This window comes from Campylobacter concisus, from assembly GCF_003048405.1.
In the GTDB taxonomy this organism is placed as follows: Bacteria; Campylobacterota; Campylobacteria; order Campylobacterales; family Campylobacteraceae; genus Campylobacter_A; species Campylobacter_A concisus_Q.
In genome coordinates this window covers 715,522-735,540 of the sequence record NZ_PIQS01000001.1, presented here as the reverse complement: position 1 = coordinate 735,540, position 20,019 = coordinate 715,522, and the positions used below count along the sequence as shown (strand labels likewise).

Annotated in this window: 19 protein-coding genes; 11 read left to right on the top strand and 8 right to left on the bottom strand. The window is 36.0% G+C overall.

Annotated elements, in window-relative coordinates; all coding sequences use genetic code 11:
* Positions 1 to 44 precede the first annotated feature (44 nt).
* The 8 genes from CVT18_RS03910 to ccoG all read right to left on the bottom strand — a co-directional run bounded on the left by CVT18_RS03910 (position 45) and on the right by ccoG (position 8,908).
* Positions 45 to 182, bottom strand: coding sequence for a diadenosine tetraphosphate hydrolase (locus CVT18_RS03910; protein ID WP_107824258.1), 138 nt, complete (start codon positions 180 to 182; stop codon positions 45 to 47).
* Complete coding sequence (locus CVT18_RS03905) at positions 183 to 875, bottom strand: tRNA 2-selenouridine synthase (RefSeq protein ID WP_234410266.1); 693 nt, start codon at positions 873 to 875, stop codon at positions 183 to 185.
* Between the two features lie 27 nt (positions 876 to 902).
* Positions 903 to 1,130 (bottom strand): hypothetical protein, encoded by a 228-nt coding sequence (locus tag CVT18_RS03900; RefSeq protein WP_021090435.1) that lies wholly within the window; start codon positions 1,128 to 1,130, stop codon positions 903 to 905.
* Between the two features lie 16 nt (positions 1,131 to 1,146).
* Positions 1,147 to 2,529, bottom strand: a complete 1,383-nt coding sequence (locus tag CVT18_RS03895; RefSeq protein WP_103628336.1) for an efflux transporter outer membrane subunit — start codon at positions 2,527 to 2,529, stop codon at positions 1,147 to 1,149.
* On the bottom strand, positions 2,519 to 5,644 hold the full coding sequence (locus CVT18_RS03890; protein WP_107824257.1) for an efflux RND transporter permease subunit: 3,126 nt from the start codon (positions 5,642 to 5,644) through the stop codon (positions 2,519 to 2,521). The genes CVT18_RS03895 and CVT18_RS03890 overlap by 11 nt, the downstream gene beginning before the upstream one ends.
* A 10-nt stretch (positions 5,645 to 5,654) precedes the next feature.
* On the bottom strand, positions 5,655 to 6,815 hold the full coding sequence (locus CVT18_RS03885; RefSeq protein ID WP_107824256.1) for an efflux RND transporter periplasmic adaptor subunit: 1,161 nt from the start codon (positions 6,813 to 6,815) through the stop codon (positions 5,655 to 5,657).
* A gap of 200 nt (positions 6,816 to 7,015) precedes the next feature.
* Entirely contained in the window at positions 7,016 to 7,552 is a 537-nt protein-coding gene (locus tag CVT18_RS10735) for a TetR/AcrR family transcriptional regulator (protein WP_413784327.1), read from the bottom strand.
* A gap of 30 nt (positions 7,553 to 7,582) precedes the next feature.
* Positions 7,583 to 8,908, bottom strand: a complete 1,326-nt coding sequence (ccoG, locus tag CVT18_RS03875) for a cytochrome c oxidase accessory protein CcoG (RefSeq protein ID WP_107824255.1) — start codon at positions 8,906 to 8,908, stop codon at positions 7,583 to 7,585.
* Positions 8,909 to 9,046: 138 nt separating this feature from the next.
* Between ccoG and rpsU the strand changes: the two genes are divergently transcribed.
* The 11 genes from rpsU to CVT18_RS03820 all read left to right on the top strand — a co-directional run bounded on the left by rpsU (position 9,047) and on the right by CVT18_RS03820 (position 19,994).
* A complete protein-coding gene (gene rpsU / locus CVT18_RS03870; protein WP_009294994.1) occupies positions 9,047 to 9,259 on the top strand; it encodes a 30S ribosomal protein S21 in 213 nt (70 codons plus the stop codon).
* Between the two features lie 103 nt (positions 9,260 to 9,362).
* Complete coding sequence (locus CVT18_RS03865; protein ID WP_103628341.1) at positions 9,363 to 9,995, top strand: DNA-binding protein; 633 nt, start codon at positions 9,363 to 9,365, stop codon at positions 9,993 to 9,995.
* Positions 9,992 to 10,609, top strand: coding sequence for a UPF0323 family lipoprotein (locus tag CVT18_RS03860; RefSeq protein WP_087578236.1), 618 nt, complete (start codon positions 9,992 to 9,994; stop codon positions 10,607 to 10,609). The genes CVT18_RS03865 and CVT18_RS03860 overlap by 4 nt, the downstream gene beginning before the upstream one ends.
* Before the next feature lie 2 nt (positions 10,610 to 10,611).
* Entirely contained in the window at positions 10,612 to 11,793 is a 1,182-nt protein-coding gene (locus tag CVT18_RS03855) for a glutathionylspermidine synthase family protein (protein WP_103628343.1), read from the top strand.
* Between the two features lie 2 nt (positions 11,794 to 11,795).
* On the top strand, positions 11,796 to 12,731 hold the full coding sequence (locus CVT18_RS03850) for a D-2-hydroxyacid dehydrogenase (RefSeq protein WP_107824254.1): 936 nt from the start codon (positions 11,796 to 11,798) through the stop codon (positions 12,729 to 12,731).
* Positions 12,731 to 13,489 carry a hypothetical protein gene (locus tag CVT18_RS03845; RefSeq protein WP_103628345.1) on the top strand — a complete coding sequence of 253 codons (759 nt, stop codon included), beginning with the start codon at positions 12,731 to 12,733 and terminating at the stop codon, positions 13,487 to 13,489. Before CVT18_RS03850 ends, CVT18_RS03845 begins: the two co-directional genes overlap by 1 nt.
* 16 nt (positions 13,490 to 13,505) lie before the next feature.
* The gene (locus CVT18_RS03840; RefSeq protein ID WP_021089472.1) at positions 13,506 to 14,003 is read left to right on the top strand and encodes a YajQ family cyclic di-GMP-binding protein; all 498 of its coding nucleotides are present in this window, start codon (positions 13,506 to 13,508) and stop codon (positions 14,001 to 14,003) included.
* Between the two features lie 313 nt (positions 14,004 to 14,316).
* Positions 14,317 to 15,108 carry a YegJ family protein gene (locus CVT18_RS03835; protein WP_103628346.1) on the top strand — a complete coding sequence of 264 codons (792 nt, stop codon included), beginning with the start codon at positions 14,317 to 14,319 and terminating at the stop codon, positions 15,106 to 15,108.
* 23 nt (positions 15,109 to 15,131) lie between these two features.
* Complete coding sequence (locus CVT18_RS03830; RefSeq protein ID WP_103628347.1) at positions 15,132 to 16,811, top strand: hypothetical protein; 1,680 nt, start codon at positions 15,132 to 15,134, stop codon at positions 16,809 to 16,811.
* Positions 16,812 to 16,995: 184 nt separating this feature from the next.
* A complete protein-coding gene (locus CVT18_RS03825; protein WP_103628348.1) occupies positions 16,996 to 18,360 on the top strand; it encodes a coproporphyrinogen III oxidase family protein in 1,365 nt (454 codons plus the stop codon).
* Entirely contained in the window at positions 18,360 to 19,994 is a 1,635-nt protein-coding gene (locus CVT18_RS03820; protein WP_103628349.1) for a multidrug ABC transporter permease/ATP-binding protein, read from the top strand. The genes CVT18_RS03825 and CVT18_RS03820 overlap by 1 nt, the downstream gene beginning before the upstream one ends.
* Positions 19,995 to 20,019 lie beyond the last annotated feature (25 nt).

Sequence of the window (20,019 nt, the reverse complement as noted above, 5' to 3'; positions counted from 1 at the left end):
TTGGGGTTTATTAAAATTTATTTCAAGTATTTTTATAGCTTAGTTCATTTATTATAAAGCTCATCAAGTCCATTTCTTTCATTCTCAAATACATTATGAAGCATTGCATAACTTGCATCAGCTATATCAATATAGTCTTTAAAGCAATTTATTAGCTCTTTATTTGATTTTTTAGTTTGCACTTACTTGTCCTTGTTTGCTTTTATAAATTTGTTGTTTATTAGAATGAATTTGTTTCCACCGCTTACTGGAACTATACTTTTTTTACTAAAGCTTATTCCCATTCCTTCATCACCAAATAGTCCATAATCTGTTTTTACAATATAGTAATCAACTGTCATATCTATTACTTCGATATTGCCTTCTTTATCTATACAAAAATAACCTAGATCAAATCCTGGTTTATATTTGTTGTAATTATCTATACCTATAAAATTTATAACCTTTTCTTTGTATTGTGTTGGAATTTTTATCTTTTTTTTGGTTTGGTTTTCATAGTCTGTTGAATTTTCATAATATCTTTTACCATTTGAGAGGGTTTGAGGGAGTTTTTGATCCATGATTTCTAGATCAGCTCTTTTAAAATTTCTTTTGTTATTTCTAAAGAAATCATCCATATAATCGCTTCTTTCTTTTTCTCTTCTCTCTATCTCATCAACAAATTTTTGATTAAATATATATACTCCACCATATTGTTTAGCTAAGTTTTCTAGCTCAGAGTTACTTATCTTTTTGTTTGCTTGATTAGCTGAGCAAGCTATTAAGAATATACTTGTTAGAAGTAGTAATATAAATGCGGTAAATTTCATAAATAAATTTTTAAAATAAATAATCAAAAATCTAAGAATTTTACATAATGAAGTCAAGGAGTTCATCTAAGGATTTTGTCCTTAGATGAAAGATTAAGATTTTTTGATCGCTCTAATAGGAATAACAAATATTGCTGCGATCACATAAAAAGCAATACAAAAAACAGCCGCCATCATAAATATCTCACCGATATCATAAAAGCTTGACTCAAGCCTAAATGTATCCACGTAATTTATCGCAAACCATAATGCTACGCCAAGAGCGATAGCAAAAACGAAAAAACCCCAAGAAAACAAGAAATTTAATATCTTAGTTCCCAATTTCTCTCCTTTTTAATTATTTTTCTAACTTAAAACCGCCACCAAAAGCTCTATAAACTTCGACTGCACTATCGACCTCATCAAGCTTTGCTGAGACGTCTTGTAATTTTGCCTGAAGCAAATTTCTCTGTGCATCAAGAAGCTCTAAATGTCCAATATAGCCAGCATCATATTGCTCTTTAGCAAGCGAGTAAATTCTTTGTTGGGATTTTAGCAAATTTTTCACTTGTTCCAAAGAAATTTTTGCATTTTGCCTTGAAACAAGCGCATCTCTTACTTCGCCAAGAGCCGATTTTACCGCTGCTTCATAATTAACAGCGGCAATTTGTTCATTTGTTTTAGCCACTGCTACATTATTTTTTGTCCTACCAAAATCAAAAATTTTCTGTGCTAAAGAGCCCCCTATGCTCCATGTATTGGCATTTCCAACAAAGATATTTTCAAAATCAATACTTGAAAAGCCAAAAAGTCCAGTCAGTGAAATGCTTGGAAAATACTCAGCCCTTGCAACACCAACAAGAGCATTTGTAGCTTTTAAATCAGCCAGTGCCCTTGCTACATCGCTTCTTCTTAGCAAAATTTCAGAGCTAATGCCAGCACTTATCTCGGGAGAAGTTGGTAAATTTTGTGAGCTAGTAACAGCTCCATTTAAAATTTCATTATTACTTTTACCAGTCAAGATAGTTAGTGAGGTAATAGCCTTTGACTTTGCATTTAATATAGAAGTAAGATTGGTCTTAGCGCTTTCTACTGCTGCCTTACTTTGCAAATAAGTCATCTCATTTATACTTCCAAGATCAAGCTGTGTTTTGCGAAGCGCTAGTGTATCTTCATAAGTTTTTAGAGTCTCTCTTAGCACAGCTTCTTGCATATTTAATGAAACTAACGCAAAGTAGCTTTTTGCAACACTTGAGCTGATACTTAGTCTCGCGCTATCGTAGTCAAATTTGGTTGCATTTAGACTTTCTTCGGCTGCTGCTACATTATTTCTTACTCTACCCCAAAGATCAATCTCATAGTTTAATCCTAAATTTATATCTGATTTTCTATAACGAGTTTGTGGTTGTTTAGTATATGTTTCCCCGCTACTTTTTGCTTTTTCGTAGCCTATATTTAAATTTATACTAGGAAGCAAATCCGCCTCAGCTATGCCAAGGCTTGCTTTTGCTTTCTCTAAATTTAAATAAGCAACACGTAAATTTGTATTTTTCTCAAGCGCACTTTCAACTAGAGCATTTAAATTTTCATCGTTAAATTCTCTCCACCAAAGATCCCTTATATCGCTTGTCTCATAAGTGTAAGTAGATGTGAAATTTGTATCCACGTTTGGCATATCTGGACGAAATGAGCAACCAGCTAAAAACGCCGCCGTTATAAGTATAAACGCCTTATTTTTCATCTTTTTTTGCTCCCTTTTTCCAGTATTTCTCATTTAAATTTTCAAGCAAATAATAAAACATTGGCACAAAAAATATAGCTATCGTCGTAGAAGCGATCATACCACCAACCACGCCAGTTCCTAATGAGTGGCGAGATGCAGCGCCTGCGCCTGTGCTTATAACCATCGGGAAGACGCCAAGAGTAAATGCGATTGATGTCATTACAATTGGTCTAAAGCGAAGTCTAGCTGCATTTATCGCTGAGTCAAATATGCTCTTACCGCTATCACGCTCTTGCATTGCAAATTCTACGATCAAAATGGCATTTTTAGCCGCCAGACCAATAAGCAACAAGAGTCCGATCTCAAAGTAGATATCGTTTGTTAGCCCTCTTATCCAGACTGCTAGCAATGAGCCAAATACCGCAAATGGTACAGCTGTGATGACCGCAAGTGGAATGAGCCATCTTTCGTACTGAGCTGCAAGGATCAAAAAGACAAAGATCATACCAAAGATAAAGGCGACCGTGCCTGTTCCTTGAGAATTTACCTCTTGATACGCAGTTCCTGCCCAGCTTATAGCGTAGTCCTCGCTGCTTAGCGTGTCATTTACGACCTCTTGGATCGCCCTTATCGCATCACCTGATGTATAGCCAGTTTTTGGATCGCCCATGATCTTAGCTGATGGAAAGAGGTTAAATCTATCAACAATGTCAGGTCCGATCGTTCTTGTAAGTGTTGCTACTGAATTTAGTGGCACCATGCCGCCATCATATGAGCGGACGAAAATTTTTCTTAGATCCTCAGGATTATTTCTAAAACTTTCCTCAGCTCTTGCATATACTCGGTAAGATTTACCAGCAAGATTGAAGTCATTTATATAGTAAGAGCCAAAAGTAGCTGCTACCGTGCTAAAAATTTCGCTCTCACTTACACCAAATAATTTAGCTTTTTCTTTATCAACTGTTATCTTAAACTGACGATAATTTGTCTCAAGCGTGGTTCTGACATTTGTTAGTTCAGGCCTTGCATTGGCTATTGCTGATACTTTTCTAGCGTCTGCTTCTATCTCATTGTAGCTCTTGCCGCTTTTATTTTGCAGATACATCTCAAAGCCACCAGTCATTGAAAGACCCATAATAGGTGGTAAATTTACAACAAATGTCATTGAGTTTTTAGAGCTCCAAAGCATACCATTAAACTGGCCAGCCAATGTATCAGCTCCATTGTTAGCACCTTTTCTCTCACTCCAATCTTTTAGCTTTATAAAGCTAACGGCTGAATTTTCCCTAAGCGAGCTAGCTAGTATGTCATAACCTGCAAAAGCCATAGTGAACTCAACATTTGGATTGCTTAAAATGGCGTTGCTAATCGAGACTACTTCTTCTTTTGTCTTTAGCATATTTGTTGAAGGCGGAAGTGAGGTGATAACCATTAAGGCACCCTTGTCTTCTGAAGGCACAAGTCCTTTTGGCACAGCATCAAATAGCTTATAAGTGGCAAATCCTAAAATACCAATTACAATAAAGCTAATAATAATATGCCTTAAAATTTTAGCCACTCCAGCCGTAAAGAGTCTGGTGCTAAAGTCAAAGAAGTCGTTAAATTTCTGAACTATCCAAAATGGCTTACTCTCTTGTTTCTTAAGCATAACCGCACAAAGCGCTGGCGTAAGAGTAAGAGCAACAAAGCCTGAGATACAAACAGAAACAACAAGTGTTAGCGCAAATTGCTTTTGTATAACGCCAACAAAGCCCTCCATAAATGAAACTGGTACGAAAACCGCACAAAGTACGAGCACGATAGAGATGACTGGAGTTTGCACCTCTTCCATCGCCTTAAATGTGGCGTCTTTTACGCTTATATCTTTATCTTCATGTAAAATTCTCTCGACATTTTCTATGACGATAATAGCGTCATCTACGACGATACCGATGGCAAGGATCAGGGCAAAAAGCGTGATCAAATTTATACTAAAGCCCATCACATAAAGTCCGCCAAATGTACCTATGATAGAAACTGGCACAGCAAGCATTGGGATGATAGTTGCACGAAAACTTTTTAAGAAAAAGTACATTACGATTAAGACGAGTACCATCGCTTCAATAAAAGTTTTTATAACCTCATCAATTGAAACATCTATAAATTCTGTTGGATTGTAAGCTATGGTGTGCTCTAGGCCAACAGGATAAGTTTTCTTTAACTCGTTAAGCTTTTCTTTTACAGCATTTGCGGTAGCAAGAGCATTCGCATCGTTTTGTAAAAATAGCAAAAGAGGAATAACCGGTTTGCCGTTTAACATCGCGTCGTTAGCATAGCTAGCTGCTCCAAGCTCTATGGTAGCTACATCTTTTAGCTTCAATACTGATCCATCAGAACTTTTAATTATTATATCGCCAAACTGAGTTGCATTTTTAAGACGTCCATCGGTACGAACAGAATAAACATAAGGGTTGCCACCATCTGATGGCTGTTCGCCTATCTTGCCAGCAGCGTATTGTGAGTTTTGAATTTTTACTTGAGAAATGACGTCACTTGGAGTTAGTTTAAAATGAGCTAGTCTATCTGGCTTTAGCCAAATTCTCATAGAATACTCTTTAGTGCCTATCAATACTGTATCACCTATACCACTAACCCTTTTTATCTCATCAGCAATATTTAAATTTACATAGTTATATAGTTCAATCAAATCCATATTTGGATTTGTAAAGCCAACAACTTGAAGGATCGAACCACTTCTTTCACGCACTGTTACGCCCATATTTTGCACTTCTTGGGGCAATCTTGAGAGGGCGGCTTGCACGCGGTTATTTACATCGATCGTAGCTTGTTTTGACGATGAGCCGATCTTAAAATATACGCTTATATTCATAGTACCTGCTGAGCTTGATGTGCTTTGCATATAGAGCATATTTTCTACACCATTTATCTGATCTTCGATCGCACTTGCTACTGAGTCGGCGATAGTCTGCGCATCAGCACCGCTATATGTCGCACTTACAGAGACAGTAGGCGGAGTAAGACTTGGATACTCCTCTATAGGAAGCCCCTTGATACCCATAAAACCTGCTATAACTATGATGATAGATATAACAGTCGCAAATATCGGGCGGTTTATGAAAAATCTTGAAAACATCTATCTGCCTTTACTTGCTACTTGTAGCGTTTGCATCTTTGCCATTTATAAATTCCGCACTTAGGTCTTTATCAGTTTCAACTGGTGCACCAACTCCAATTTTAAGGAAATTATTAACGATTATCTTATCACCCTCTTCAAGGCCTTCAGTGACTGCTACCATATTTTTTGTTTGATATCCTATTTTTACATTTTTTTGGCTTACCTTGCCATCTTTTACAACCAAAACATAAGTGTTTGTAGCGCTTTGTTGAAGGGCAACTTGTGGGATGTTAAAGGCATTTTTTTGAACAAAGCCGCTCATCTTTATATGGCCAAACGCACCTGGTAAAATTTTACCCTCGTTGTTATCAAAGCTAGCCTTTGCTAAAACGCTACCAGTTGCGGTATTTACGACATTATCTATAAATGTCACCTTGCCAGTAAAATCTTCATTGTTTAAATTTAAAACAGCCTCGCTATTTAGTTGCTGCCAAGCGCCACTATCTAAATTTGCTTTTCTGCTTAGATTATCCACATCAGCGATATAAAATTCTGCTTCAATAGGATTTATTTTTGTAAGTCTTACAAGTTTTGTTTGGTTTGCTATGACAAGCGAGCCAACATCTACTTGATTATCGCCCACTACGCCATCAAATGGCGCTGTAATAGTCGTGTATCCTAGATCGATTTTTGCATTTTTTAAATTTGCTTTTGCACTTACTAAATTCGCATTTGCAATGTCATAGGCTGCAACTGCTGCGTCATAGTCTTTTTGAGAGACTGCATTTTTCTTATAAAGGGCAGAAATTCTTTTAAACTCGGTCTCGGCATTTTTCAAATTTGCATTTGCTACGCCAACAGAGGCATCAAGTGAGTCAAAGCTAGCTTGATATTTTTCTGGATCTATCAAAAATAACTTATCGCCCGCTTTTACTTTACTTCCTGGCCTAAAAAACTGCTTTATGATAGTTCCGCCAACTTTTGGATATATAATAACATCTTGACTACTTGTAGCCGTTGCGGTGTAATCAAAACTAATAGGTATGTCTGTTTTTTGTGCAGTAAAAATATCCACATGAGATAGCGGCATCTGGTGACCTGCTGCCGCTTTATTCTCTTTATTTTCAAAACAACCACTTAGAAATAAAACTGCAACCGAAAGCACAAGAGCACTTTTAAAAAGTGCCATAAAAACCTCTCTTAATTTTAAATTTTAATATCATATTTAGTTTTTGTAATAATTGTTACAAAAATTTAAAGTTCTCGATTCTATTAGAAAACAAATAAAAAGTCAATTTTATTTTTTACTAATTCCATCCAAAAACAACTCAACACACAAGCCAATATGCTTTTTACGCTCTCTTTCACTAAGCTTTGGTTCTTCATTTATCAAAAAAGCGAATCGTAGTAATAAGCCCCAATCACACTTTGTATAAAGTACTTTGCAGCAAATTTGGCTGAAAATTTTGAATCAAGTTTGGCTTTTACCTCATCTCTTTCAAAGAAATTTATAAGCACAAGATCGATCTTTTTTAAAATTTGATCCAAAAACGTCTTACCGAGTTTGCCACCATTTTTAGAACCCTCGCTCATCATTATCCTACCAAGAGAGATGTGTCTTTTGCTACAAGTAATAGAAAATATTATGGTTGCAAATTTGGTTAAAAATTCCTCCAAGCTGTGAGAAATTTTAAGATCTATTTTCTCATCGATCTCTTTTATAAGGCTATCTATCTCTTGCTCAACGATCGCCTCAAAAAGCCCCTCTTTGTTCTCAAAAAATGTATAAATGCTAGAAAGCGATCCACCACTTATCGCTACGATATCACTTAAGCTTGTCTTTTCGTATCCTTTTTCTAAAAATAGTTCAAGTGCTGTTTTTACGATAAGTTCGTATCTTTTTTTACCCTTTTCTGAGATCGCCATCTTATTTCCTGTTAAATTTTTGCCATTTTATCATCTTTTAGGATAGATAAAAGTACTTTGCCTTTGCACGCTGATAGCTGGCTCGTCAGTGGCGTAGGCTTTTATATTTATATGTTTTAAAAGATCTTTATCGCTTAAATTTTCATTTTTTGATTTTAATGTGACGATTACTCGTTGCTTTGCGCCAGCTTTTAATATAAATGGCTTATTTGGACGAGAAATTTCTATATTCTTATCATCTACTTCAAAGTAAAAGGCGTGCTCTTTATTTTGTGTGTTTTGCACCAAAAATACGTAAGAATTTTCGACTTCATTTTCACCTAAAATTTTATAAAGCTCGCTTGTTCTATTTATGTTTAAAAGCATGCTTTCTTTTTTGCCACTCATCAATACCCCAGCTGTCAAAACAATGCCCAAAATGACAAGGTAAGCAACCGTTCTAAAGCGTAAAATTTTGACTCTTTTTTGCTCTTTTATAGAATTTATACTTCTCCACTCAATAAGCGAGCTTTCATCAAAATGCTTCATCACTTTAGCGCAAGCATCGCTGCACTCTAGACAATTTATACATTCAAGCTGCATACCTTTTCTTATATCAATGTGCGTTGGGCATACTCTTACGCACGCCTCGCAGCCAGTACACAGCGCGCCTTCTTCTTTTGGCTTTTTAAATTTCTCTTTTCCGTTATAGATTACGCCGCCTCTTTTTTGATTGTAAATAACTTGGATAGTGTCGTTATCAAACATCACTGATTGCACCCTAGCGTAAGGACAGACATAAATGCAAAAATTTTCTTTTAAAATGATGACATCATAAACTAACCAAATAGCTATAACAAGCCAAAATGCAAGCAAAACTCCGTGCTCACTTGGCTCTTTTAAATAAGCAAAAAAATCAAGCGGTGGTACAAAATACCATAAAAAATTTGCCGAAATAACAAGAGCTAAAATACACCAAATTCCAACTGCTAAAGCACGCTTTAAAATTTGTCCTTTTGGCTCATTTTGTTTATTTTGGATATTTTTTCTAATCTTTAAAATTTTAGTTTGCAAAAGGTCACGAAATATCGTTCTAAAAATAGTTTGCGGACAGCTCCAACCACACCAAACACGCCCTGCAAGTGTCGTTAGAAAAAATATGCTTAAGAACAAAATGATAAACAAAAATGGCAATAAGTAAAGCTCTTGCATATCAAATTTTGTAAAAAAGAGATCAACTCTACTTTTATCAAAACTTAGCAAAAATAGCTGCGCATCATTTACTCTGATAAATGGTAAAACAAAGACAAATAGCGTAATACAGGCGAAAAAAATGTAACGCCTCTTGGCGTAGCTAAGATGAAAATCCTTTGACATAATAAGCCTTTTTTGAAATTTTATGATTATAAAGCTTATGGCATTAAAAGAGTTTTAAAAAAAAATAGTTAAAAGCTTAAATTTATGAAAATTAAACTATACTCACGGCTTATTTTAATCTGAAAGGTGGTGAGGACGTTGCCTGGTATTAAGGTACATCCTAACGAGTCATTTGACGAGGGTTACAGAAAGTTTAAGAAACAAACTGACCGTAACTTAGTAGTAACTGAAGCAAGAGCTAGACGCTTCTTTGAGCCTAAAACTGAGATCCGCAAAAAACAAAAAATTGCAGCTCGTAAGAAAATGCTTAAACGTCTTTATATGCTTAGACGCTATGAGTCAAGACTCTAAAACCAAGACAAAGAGGGCTTTGCTCTCTTTGTTTAACTCTTCTTTTAGCCTTATTTTTTTATAATCAAAGCAAATTTTTTATTTTATTTTAAACGGAAATTCGATGCAAAAGCTAGCTATAAACGAAGCTGCAGAAATTTTAGGCATAACAAAAGAAGCAGTCTATAATAGAATCCGCCGTGGTTCGATAAATACAGTCATTGAAAATGGCACAAAATTTGTCATCCTTGACGAGAAACCAAGTAGCGAAAAGGCCACAAAATCCACTCCAAAAAGTACAAAAACCAAATCCCAAAATGATGAGTTTGTAAATTATTTGCTAAATGAGTTAAGCGAGTTAAAGAGCTTAAATTTAAACTTGCAAGCTGATAAAGATAGGCTTTTTAAAGAAAAAGAGCAGATGCTAATCGAGCGAAAAAATGAGATTTTGCAAATTTATAAGGACAGGGATGAAAAGCTCATGCAGTTTCTAAATGCTATGCAAAGGCCACTTTTAGCACAAAAAAACGACGATATACCAAATAATGAAGCGATAGAGGCCGAGATAGAAAATGAGTCAAAATGGATAAATTTAAGTGAATTTTTAAAGGAGCTAAATCTAAAGCCAAAGGCAACGAAAAAGGCCAGTGAAAAGATAATAAAAGCGATACACCACTCAAAATTTATAAAATTTAAACGAGGCGTGATACTTGTTAGAAGACATAAAAATTTAAAAGAGTTGATAGGAGAGATATGAAACACATTAAAAAGATAGCTACTTATGCTGCAGTAGGCGGATTTGGTGCGATCGTTATGGCTGGCCTTGCTGGTTGTGGCAGTAATAATGGCGGTGATGAAAACGCACTAAATGAAGTTGCGCAAAAAAACGGTGCCTTTGTCATCATTGAAGAGAGTGCACCTGGCGTTTATAAAATTTTAGAAGAGTATCCAAGTACTGAAACTAGAGTCGTGTTAAAAGATATCAACGGCACTGAGCGTGTGCTAAGCAAAGACGAGATCGATAAACTCCTAGCTCAAGCAAACGCAAATATCGACAATGGCACTTCAAATTTAACAAAAACGAGTGACGCACAACTAAGTAGCGGTGGGCTAAGTCTTGGTGAGACGATACTTGCCTCAGCAGCCGGTGCGATACTTGGTAGCTGGATAGGTAGCAAGCTTTTTGGAAATCAAAATTTCCAAGCTACTCGTCAAAATTCTTACAAAAATCCAAGCGCATACACAAGAAGCGTTGATAGCTTTAATAAGCAAAAAGCAGCAAATTCTGCTGCAAGAAGTAGTGGTGGCAAGAGTGGATTTTTTGGTGGTGGCTCAAAATCAAGCTCTAGCTCATCAAGCTTTGGAGGCTAAAAATGATAAATTTAAGAAAAATCACTCCGTTAAATAACGAATTTATGGAAAAAATCGGCTTTGCGTGGCATACAGATAACGATAACAGCTCATATATCTCAGATGAGATCGTACAGGTGAAAGCAAGCGAGGCAGATGCTTATTATGAAGCAGCAAATGAGCTATACGATATGTATGTAAATGCTGCTCAGCACGTCATTGACAACAACCTTTTTCACGAGATAGGCATACCGTTTAATCTCGTTGATAGCATCAAAAAAAGCTGGGAAAATGACGTTCACTGGCATCTTTATGGTAGATTTGATCTTGCAGGTGGGCTTGATGGCAAGCCGATAAAACTGATTGAATTTAACGCCGACACGCCAACGGCAGTCTTTGAGACGGCGATCATCCAGTGGGCGATGCTAAAACTAAATCATATGGATGAAGCAGAACAATTTAATAACCTTTACGAAGCTCTAAAGCAAAATTTTAAACGCCTTATCACGCTTGGCGACGATAATGTAAATTTTGAGGATGTTTACGAAGGCTGGGGGATACTCTTTAGCTCTATCGCTGGTAGTATCGAGGATGAGCAAACCGTGAAATTACTACAATACATCGCAAAAGAGGCTGGATTTAAAACAGACTTTGCTTACGTTGATGAGGTCGTTTTTAACGATGATGAAGGGATTTTTAAAGGTGATGAAAATTTCGAGTACTGGTTTAAACTCGTGCCTTGGGAGAGCATAGCGATCGATGAGGGCGAGCTGGCACTCATACTATCAAATATCATCAAAAATCAAAAAGCCATCATAATTAATCCCGCCTACACGCTACTTTTCCAAAGTAAAGGGATATTAAAAATCCTTTGGGATCTTTATCCAAATCACCCGCTCTTGCTTGAGACCTCAAACGAGCCACTAAAAGGCAAAAAATATGTGAAAAAGCCGGTATTTGGTAGAGAAGGTGCAAACGTCTCTATATACGATGAAAACGGCGCACAAATAGCAAGCAGTGATGGCGAATACGACTCAAACAAAGCCATCTATCAAGAATTTTACGAGTTTAACCAAGATGAGAAGGGCGAGAGCTACCAAGCAGGCGTGTTTTACGCTTATGAGGCGTGTGCGCTTGGATATAGAAAGGGCGGCAAAATTTTAGATAACTACTCTAAATTTGTAGGACATTTCATTAAGGACTAAAGATGAAAATCGTTTGTTTAGACGCGGCCACGCTGGGAGAGAACGTAGATCTTAGTGTTTTTAAGAAATTTGGCGAGTTTATCAGCTATCAAAAAACAAAAAGCGAAGAGATCGTGCCTCGTCTAAAGGGCGTTGATGTGGTCATCACAAACAAGGTCATCATCGACAAAGCCGTGATGGAGGCGACAAATTTAAAGCTCATTTGTATAAGCGCAACTGGCATGAATAATGTCGATCTAGAGCATGCAAAAGTTAAAAATATAGCTGTTAAAAACGTCGCTGGCTACTCAACCGCAAGCGTCGTGCAACACACGTTTGCGATGCTTTTTGAGCTAACAAATCACATCAAATTTTATGACGAATACGTTAAAAGCGGTGAGTGGGTGAAGAGTGAAATTTTTACCTATCTTGGCGCAGATATCAGCGAGATCGCTGGCAAAGAATTTGGCATCATCGGACTTGGCGAGATAGGTCGTGGCGTGGCGGTAGTGGCGCGTGCATTTGGCGCAAATGTGAGCTATTACTCGACAAGCGGAGCAAATAAAAATAGCGAATTTAAGCAAAAAAGCTTAGATGAGCTACTAAGAAACAGCGACATCATCAGCATCCATGCACCGCTAAATGAAAAAACTAGAAATTTACTGGGCGCAAACGAGATAAATTTGCTAAAAGATGATGCGATAGTGCTAAATTTAGGACGCGGCGGCATAGTAGACGAAGTAGCGATGGCAAGAGCGATAGATGAGAGAAATTTACGCTTTGGTACGGATGTTTTAGAAAGCGAACCGATGAGCGAAAATAGCCCATTTTTAAATGTAAAAAACAAAGAAAATCTACTCATCACGCCGCACGTAGCATGGGGCAGCTTGGAGGCTAGAAAGACGCTCATCACAAAGATCGCGGCAAACATCGAAAATTTCATCAATGAGAGTAGATAATGGGCTATGATATAAGCTATCACGCCATTAGCGAAGACGAAATTTCAAAGTGGTACTTTAAGGCACTTGAGCTTACAAAAGCTGGTAAATTTGACGAGGTTTTAGCACTTGCTAGTAAGGCTGGCGTAGAGGAATTTTACGCGCAAAAGTACAAAGATACGCTAAGTGCTGCGTTGCAGTATAAAGACGATGAAATTTTTAACAAAACTCACGGCTTTTGTATCGCTGTCACGCAAGGATTTTTTAGAAAATATTTCTACACTAGGGGCACAGCGCTAAGCTCTTTGGCCCGGCAAAATGAGAAATTTAAAAACTACATTAGCAACTGGCGAAAAATTTTACCAAGTGAGTTTTTGGATAAATTTAGTGGCGAAATTTATAATGAGATCACCGAAAACTACTGTTGTGGCGCTTATGTAAACGCTAAAAGCGTAGCTAAACTAAAGGCTGACTATGAAGCAGGTGGTGAGATAAAAGATGCGATTGATGGCTTTTACGCTCAAAATTTACCTGCATTTTTAGATGCGCTAAACTACGCATGCGAGCTAGAAACAGGCCTGCTCGAGGCCACTGAGGTAGTGGAGCCAAATCCTCTTGATCTAAACAAATCAAACTCATATTCAAACCTCTTTAACTGCGATCCAAATGGGGCTATCATCTACGCACAGACCGCTGTGCAACAGATTAGCGAGGCGATAAAGCAAGAAGAGACTGGCAAAAAGTCACTTTTTGATAAGATCAAAGGGCTATTTAAATAAATTTGAAAGGATAAAAATGGCAACCGAACATAGCTTTGATATAAGTGCCGAGGTCGATATGATGGAGGTTAAAAACGCTCTTGAGACGGCGAAAAAAGAGATCGCGGCGAGATATGATTTTAAAGGACTTGCAGCTGAAGTTGAGCTAAACGAAAAAGAGAAATTTATCACGCTTCTTAGCTCAAGCGACAATAAGATCGATGCGCTAAAAGACATTGTGATCTCAAAGCTCATCAAGCGAAACATCCCGCCAGTAGCGATCACAGAAACAAAAAGAGAGCCAGCGAGCGGTGGAAATTTAAAGGCGACACTAAAGCTAAACGACACGCTTGATGGTGAAAACTCAAAAAAGATCACCAAAGCGATCAAAGACTCAAAGATCAAGGTGAGCGCACAGATCAGGGGCGAAGAGATCAGAGTGACAAGTAAAAGCATAGATGATCTGCAGGAGTGTATAAAGCTCGTTAGGGGGTTAAATTTAGAACTTCCGATAAGCTTTAAAAACCTAAAGTAACGGCCTCTCGTGAGTGCCCTTAAATGAGCTAGAAAAATTTTCACTCCGCAGGCTGTATGCCTAGCGCACGCTTATTTTTTCGTCGCAACATTTAAATCCATCTCACGACATTTTTGTTTAAATTTGAAGTTGGTAGGCTAAATTTTGAAATCATCACGTAACTTTTGGATTTAAAATTTTGTAGGATTTTGGGCTAAATTTGAGAAATTTCGCATAGTTTTTGTATTTAAAATTTGGCGTATTCGTGGATGAAATTTTGCCTTATCGTTTTATTTAAATTTGATCTATCTAAATTTAGAAATAAGGACAAAAAATGAGCTTTTTTAAGAAAATTCTCGGTAAACAAATCGATCTTGGCAAGCAAATGCCAATCTATTTTGTAAGTAGCGACGAAGACTATATGCAGCGTGCGTTTGAGCAGGCCAGAGAGAGCTTTAGATATTTTTGGCGTGAGGTTTACTGGGAGCGCCGCAGGATCGTACCTATGCTTGACTATGCAATGGTAAAAATTTGCTTTTTAGATGTCGTAAATGGCGAAGAAGTCGGAGAACACATGTGGGTAGACGATGTGGAATTTGACGGCGAAACGATATATGGCACGCTCGTAAATGAGCCAGATAGCGTGCAAAACGTAAAATTAGGCGACCAAATAAGCGCAAAGATAGACGAGATGAGTGACTGGCTCTTTTCGATAGATGGACGCGCATACGGCGGATTTAGCGTGCAGGCTATGCGCTCACGCATGCAAAAGAAAGAGCTAAAAGAGCACGATAAAGAGTGGGGGCTTGATTTTGGCGATTTTAACGATATTTTGGTAGTTTACGAGCAAAAAGAGCACCCTGAAAATTTGATAGAGCATCCAATGAGCAAAAATACATATGAGCAAGTAAAGCAATATATAAAAGAGCACCCAAATATGGTCACAGACGCTGATGAGTTTGGTTATACGCAGCTTCACAACGAGGCGATCGCTGGGAATTTAAATCTTGTAAATCTTTTGCTAGAAAACGGTGCTGATAAAAATGCCCAGACAAAAAGTGGCAAAACAGCAGCTGAATTTGCTGAGAATTTGGGCTGGAGCGAAATCGCAAAGGTGCTTAGCTAGTTAAATTTTTATAGGAGATAACTTTGAATTATCAAGATAATTTAAAACAGAAAGAAAATAATATTGCTAGGATAGACGAATTCATACTTTTTTTAAGAGAAACTTTTGAAAACTTGGATAAATATGATAATAAATACGGTCAGTTAATAGTTCTTTTAAACAAGGAAAAGAGATTATATAGTGGTTCGGATAAAGATGATCCTGATGTTTTTTATAAAAAACTAAGAGAAATAAAACATCAAATATATTCCAAAATATCCGAGATAAAAAATAGGATTAAATTTGATAATATAAACATTCATGAAGAACTAACTTTATCATATCAAGACCTAATATTAAAAGAAAATATATCCAATATAAAAAATAGTTTACAAAATAGCATTAACGATCAAAATTTTTTATCATTATCAAATTTACCAAAAAACAACGACGACAAAGACAAGGTAGAGGCAATTAAAAACTTTAAAGATTTTTGTAAGAGTCATTTTCCAGATTTTGAGTACTTGAAGTACAATATTTCAGACTTATTATCAGATTTAGAAAAGAACATTAAAGAAGGTGCAGAAAAAGAAAAATATACAAGAACAAAAATAGATCAATTGATATGTGAAATAAAAAATAAAATTTCAAATTCTAATTCTATAAGGGATTTAAAAGAGCAAGTAAAAATCACTGATAAGTATATTAATGATAAAAAAAATGAATTACTGAATAAGGATAGCATTAAAATAAAAAACAAACTACTTTCTAACGAACATTTTAAATATTATTTAACAAAATCTTTTGAAGAAAGAGGTACAAAAGACTATTTTAATGCTCTTTTAAAATTTCATCCATTGATACTATCTGGCATTAGCTTGGTTGGCATGATCTATTATTTTGCATATTTTGGATTTGAGTTGAAATATTTTCCTGATTTAGGTGGAGCAGATGTAGCATATGTTGGTGTATCATTATTTTTTATGCTAGCAACTATTTCTCTTTTCTTTATTTTGCCTTGTTTATGTTATCCAGGCTATCACAAGAAAGATATAGGATGGATATTTTTCTTTGGGCTTTCTTTGCTTCCTCTTTTTACATTGGTTTGTATGGCAACATTAAATACTATTATAAACAAATCACTTGACGTTTTATTTTGGTTTTCTTTGATAGGATCATTTATTTATTTGATTATTGTTATTTGCACAGATAAATTTACAACTTTCTCTTTATGTAAAGTTGCTATATTAATAATAATCTTTCCCGAAAATTTTAGTTTCAATGGATGGTTTTTTTCTTCAATAGTTGGACTTTATCTTATGACACTTGTATACTTTAAAGGTTTGGAATATTTTTATAACAATAATGACTTACTTCAGTTTGTAGTTGCTTTCATAATTGTAGTATTTGCAATTCTTTCTTGGTTTGTAACAAATGAATTCGCAAATAGGCTTGGCATAGCAAATGTTGAATATAAATATTTATCTATTGAAAAAAGTGCATTAGGGGCTTTGCCAAAAGGAATTTGTAAAAAAACAGAAAAAGATTTAATAAGAACTTATTATGACGCAAACGATATAAGTAATGTTGTAATACTTTATAACATCAAAGCATTATCGACTCTTGGTAAATTTTATTATTTAGAAGCAATAGGTTGTGAAAATAATGAGAAAATAAGATTTGAGCTAGATTCAAGCAAAATTATCTCAAGATCTAAGGAGTAGCTTCCTTAAGCTTTGGGGCTAAAATTTGATCGATATGTGAAATTTATAGATTTAAAAAATTAAAATTTATAGGCCAAATTTATCTGGCTAAGCTAAAATTTTCTTTAGCACAAGGCTAAATTTATTAAAAGTTAGCTATCCTAACGCATCAATTTAAAACCAAACTTATTTAAGGCGATTAGTTATGATCTTTAAAAATATTATCGAGAATTTTGCCGTAAATTACGCTCATAATTCTATTCAAAGATCACTATATAATGAATTTAATATAGACATTTTAACCACAACCTACACCAAAACTCCCAAAAAAGACAAAAAGTATATGCTCTACGCGCATGTACCATTTTGTCACACATTCTGTCCATATTGCTCGTTTCATAAGTACCACTATGAGCAAGAGCTTGCAAAAGCTTACTTTGAAAATTTACGTGAGGAGATGAGGCAGGTTAAAGAGGCTGGATTTGACTTTGATTCACTTTATGTTGGCGGTGGTACGACGCTTATAAATGAGCCTGAGCTTGAGAAAACGCTTAAGCTTGCAAAAGAGCTTTTTAGTATAGATGAAATTTCAGCAGAAAGCGATCCAAATCACATCTCACCCGAGAGTTTAGCTAGATTTGATGGATTAATTGATCGACTAAGCGTTGGCGTACAAAGCTTTGATGATGAAACGTTAAAAAGAGTTGGCAGATATGAAAAATTTGGCTCAGCCAAGGAGATAAAAAGAAAGCTTGAGCTCGCTCTTGGCAAAATTCCAGTCATTAGCCTTGATCTCATCTTTAACCTCCCAAATCAAACGAAAGAGCAGCTCATAAACGACATAAATACCGCAAAATCGATCTCTCCGCAACAAATCACCTTCTATCCGCTTATGAAATCAGAGCTAACAAGAGAGAATATAGCTCGCTCGCTTGGTGTTTCAAACGTAGATAATGAGCGTGAATTTTATGAGATAATCACTGAAGAATTTAGCAAAAGTAACTACAAACAAAGCAACGCTTGGGCATTTTCAAATGAAAAAAGTGCTGACCTTCGTGACGAATATGTTGGTTCAAATTTAGAGTATCTAGGCGTTGGTAGCGGGGCATTTAGCTTTCTTAACGGTGAGCTTGTAATAAACGCGTTTAATCTACTTGAATACGGCAAAAGGATAAAAAATAGACAAAGCCCAGTCATCGCAAAATGTGGTTTTAGCAAGAAAGAGCGACTTAAATACACGTTTTTAACAAGGCTTTTTGATGGCGGAGTTGATATTAAAAGATATAACGATGAAAATAACACAAACATTAACAAGGCCTTATTTATGGAGCTTAGCTTGCTTAAGCTTGTAAATGCGGTATACGAAGAAAATGGCATTATTAAACCGACATTTTTTGGCAAATATATCTGCATCGTGCTTATGCGTGATTTTTACGCTGGTATGGACAAAGTTCGTGCGATATTTAAAGATGACGCGAAGATAAAACGAAGCAAGGTGCTTCGTATAATGAGCGAAAACACTGAACAAAAGTATGAGCCAAATATCATTCAGCCACGAGCTGCGATGTAATGCTTGCAAATTTAATTAAAAAAAATATCTACCAAATTTCTAAAATAGTGTTATTAACACTCGTATTTAGCGGACTTGGTGTTTGGACCCTTTCATTTATAAATAATGAGCTTGTAAGCTTAAAGGAATTTGATCCAATTCTTGCGATTAAATTTATAGCAGTTTTACTTTTATTTTTTATAAGCGCCATCGCCGCAAATATATCGCTTACAAATTTTGGGCATAAATTTATCTACGAGCTAAGGTATCAAAGCGTAAAACAAATTTTAGACACGCCAAATAGCGTGATAAACGAGATCGGCAAAGCAAAGATCATAGCTAGCCTAAATAATGACATAAAAACGATCACATTTGCCTTTATGAGTGCTACTGGCTTTATACAAAGCCTAGTTTTTATCGTCTGTGCCAGCATCTACCTTTGTGTAATCGCTCCAAAAATTTTTATCTTTTTATCCGTTTGGATCGGTGCGACTCTTTTTATAAATACGCTTTTTATGAAAAAAATTCATCTTTATTTTAAGTATTCTAGAGTTCAAGATGACGCATTGCAAAAGCACTATGACGATATCGTAGAGGGGCATAGAGAGCTTAGTTTAAATAGAGTAAGGGCAAGTGTCTGCTTTGATGAGTTAAATTTTACAGGCGATAAAAAACGTCAAAATATGGTAAAGGCCGATATTTATCACGCATTAAGTGATAATTTCACGAACATTATGCTTCTTGGCTCAGTAGGACTTTGTGTATTTTTGTGCGTGGCATTTGACTGGGCGAGCCTGCAAACGGCACTAAGCATTAGCCTAACGATACTATTTTTAAGAGGCTCATTTATGAGTATGGTTGGCTCCATACCAGCTGCACTTAGCGCAAAAGTGAGTTTAGAAAAGATCATGAGCTTAAATCTAAATAAATTTAAGGAAGGCTTTAAATTTGATGATAGCCTAAGCGATAATTGGCAAAACATAAAACTAAAAGATATAAATTTCAACTACACTCACGGCAAATTTAGCCTAAAAGACGTAAATTTAGAGATCAAACGCGGTGAGATAACGTTTATCATCGGTAAAAATGGTAGTGGTAAAAGTACGCTTATAAATTTACTTTGCGGGCTAATACGCCCAAGTAGTGGCGAAATTTACCTTGATAGCACAAAGATAGATGAAAGAAATTTACAAAGTTATCAGGCAAAGATTAGCGCTATTTTTGCTGATTTTTATCTATTTTCGCAAACGCTCTCTCATAATGGCTTTGCTAGCCAAAGCGAAATAGACGAGCTTTTAGCCTTGCTTGAGATCGACAAAAAAGTAAGTGTCATAGATAATAAGCTTAGTACCACGCAACTCTCAACTGGCCAGCGAAAGCGTCTAAGTCTTTTAATAGCCATCTTAGAACACCGCTCTATCCTTATCCTAGATGAATGGGCAGCCGATCAAGATCCACTCTTTAAGCGAAAATTTTATAAAGAAATTTTGCCATTTTTACAAAATAAAGGCATAAGCATAATCGCTGTTAGCCACGATGATAGCTATTTTGATGTAGCAACTAGGATCATCTTGGTAAAAGATGGCTTTGTGCGTGAGCTAGACGAGAGCGAGCGAATAAGTGCTGCAAAAGATGCAGTTGAGAAGATAAAATAGGAGTAATTTTTACACAAAAGCACAA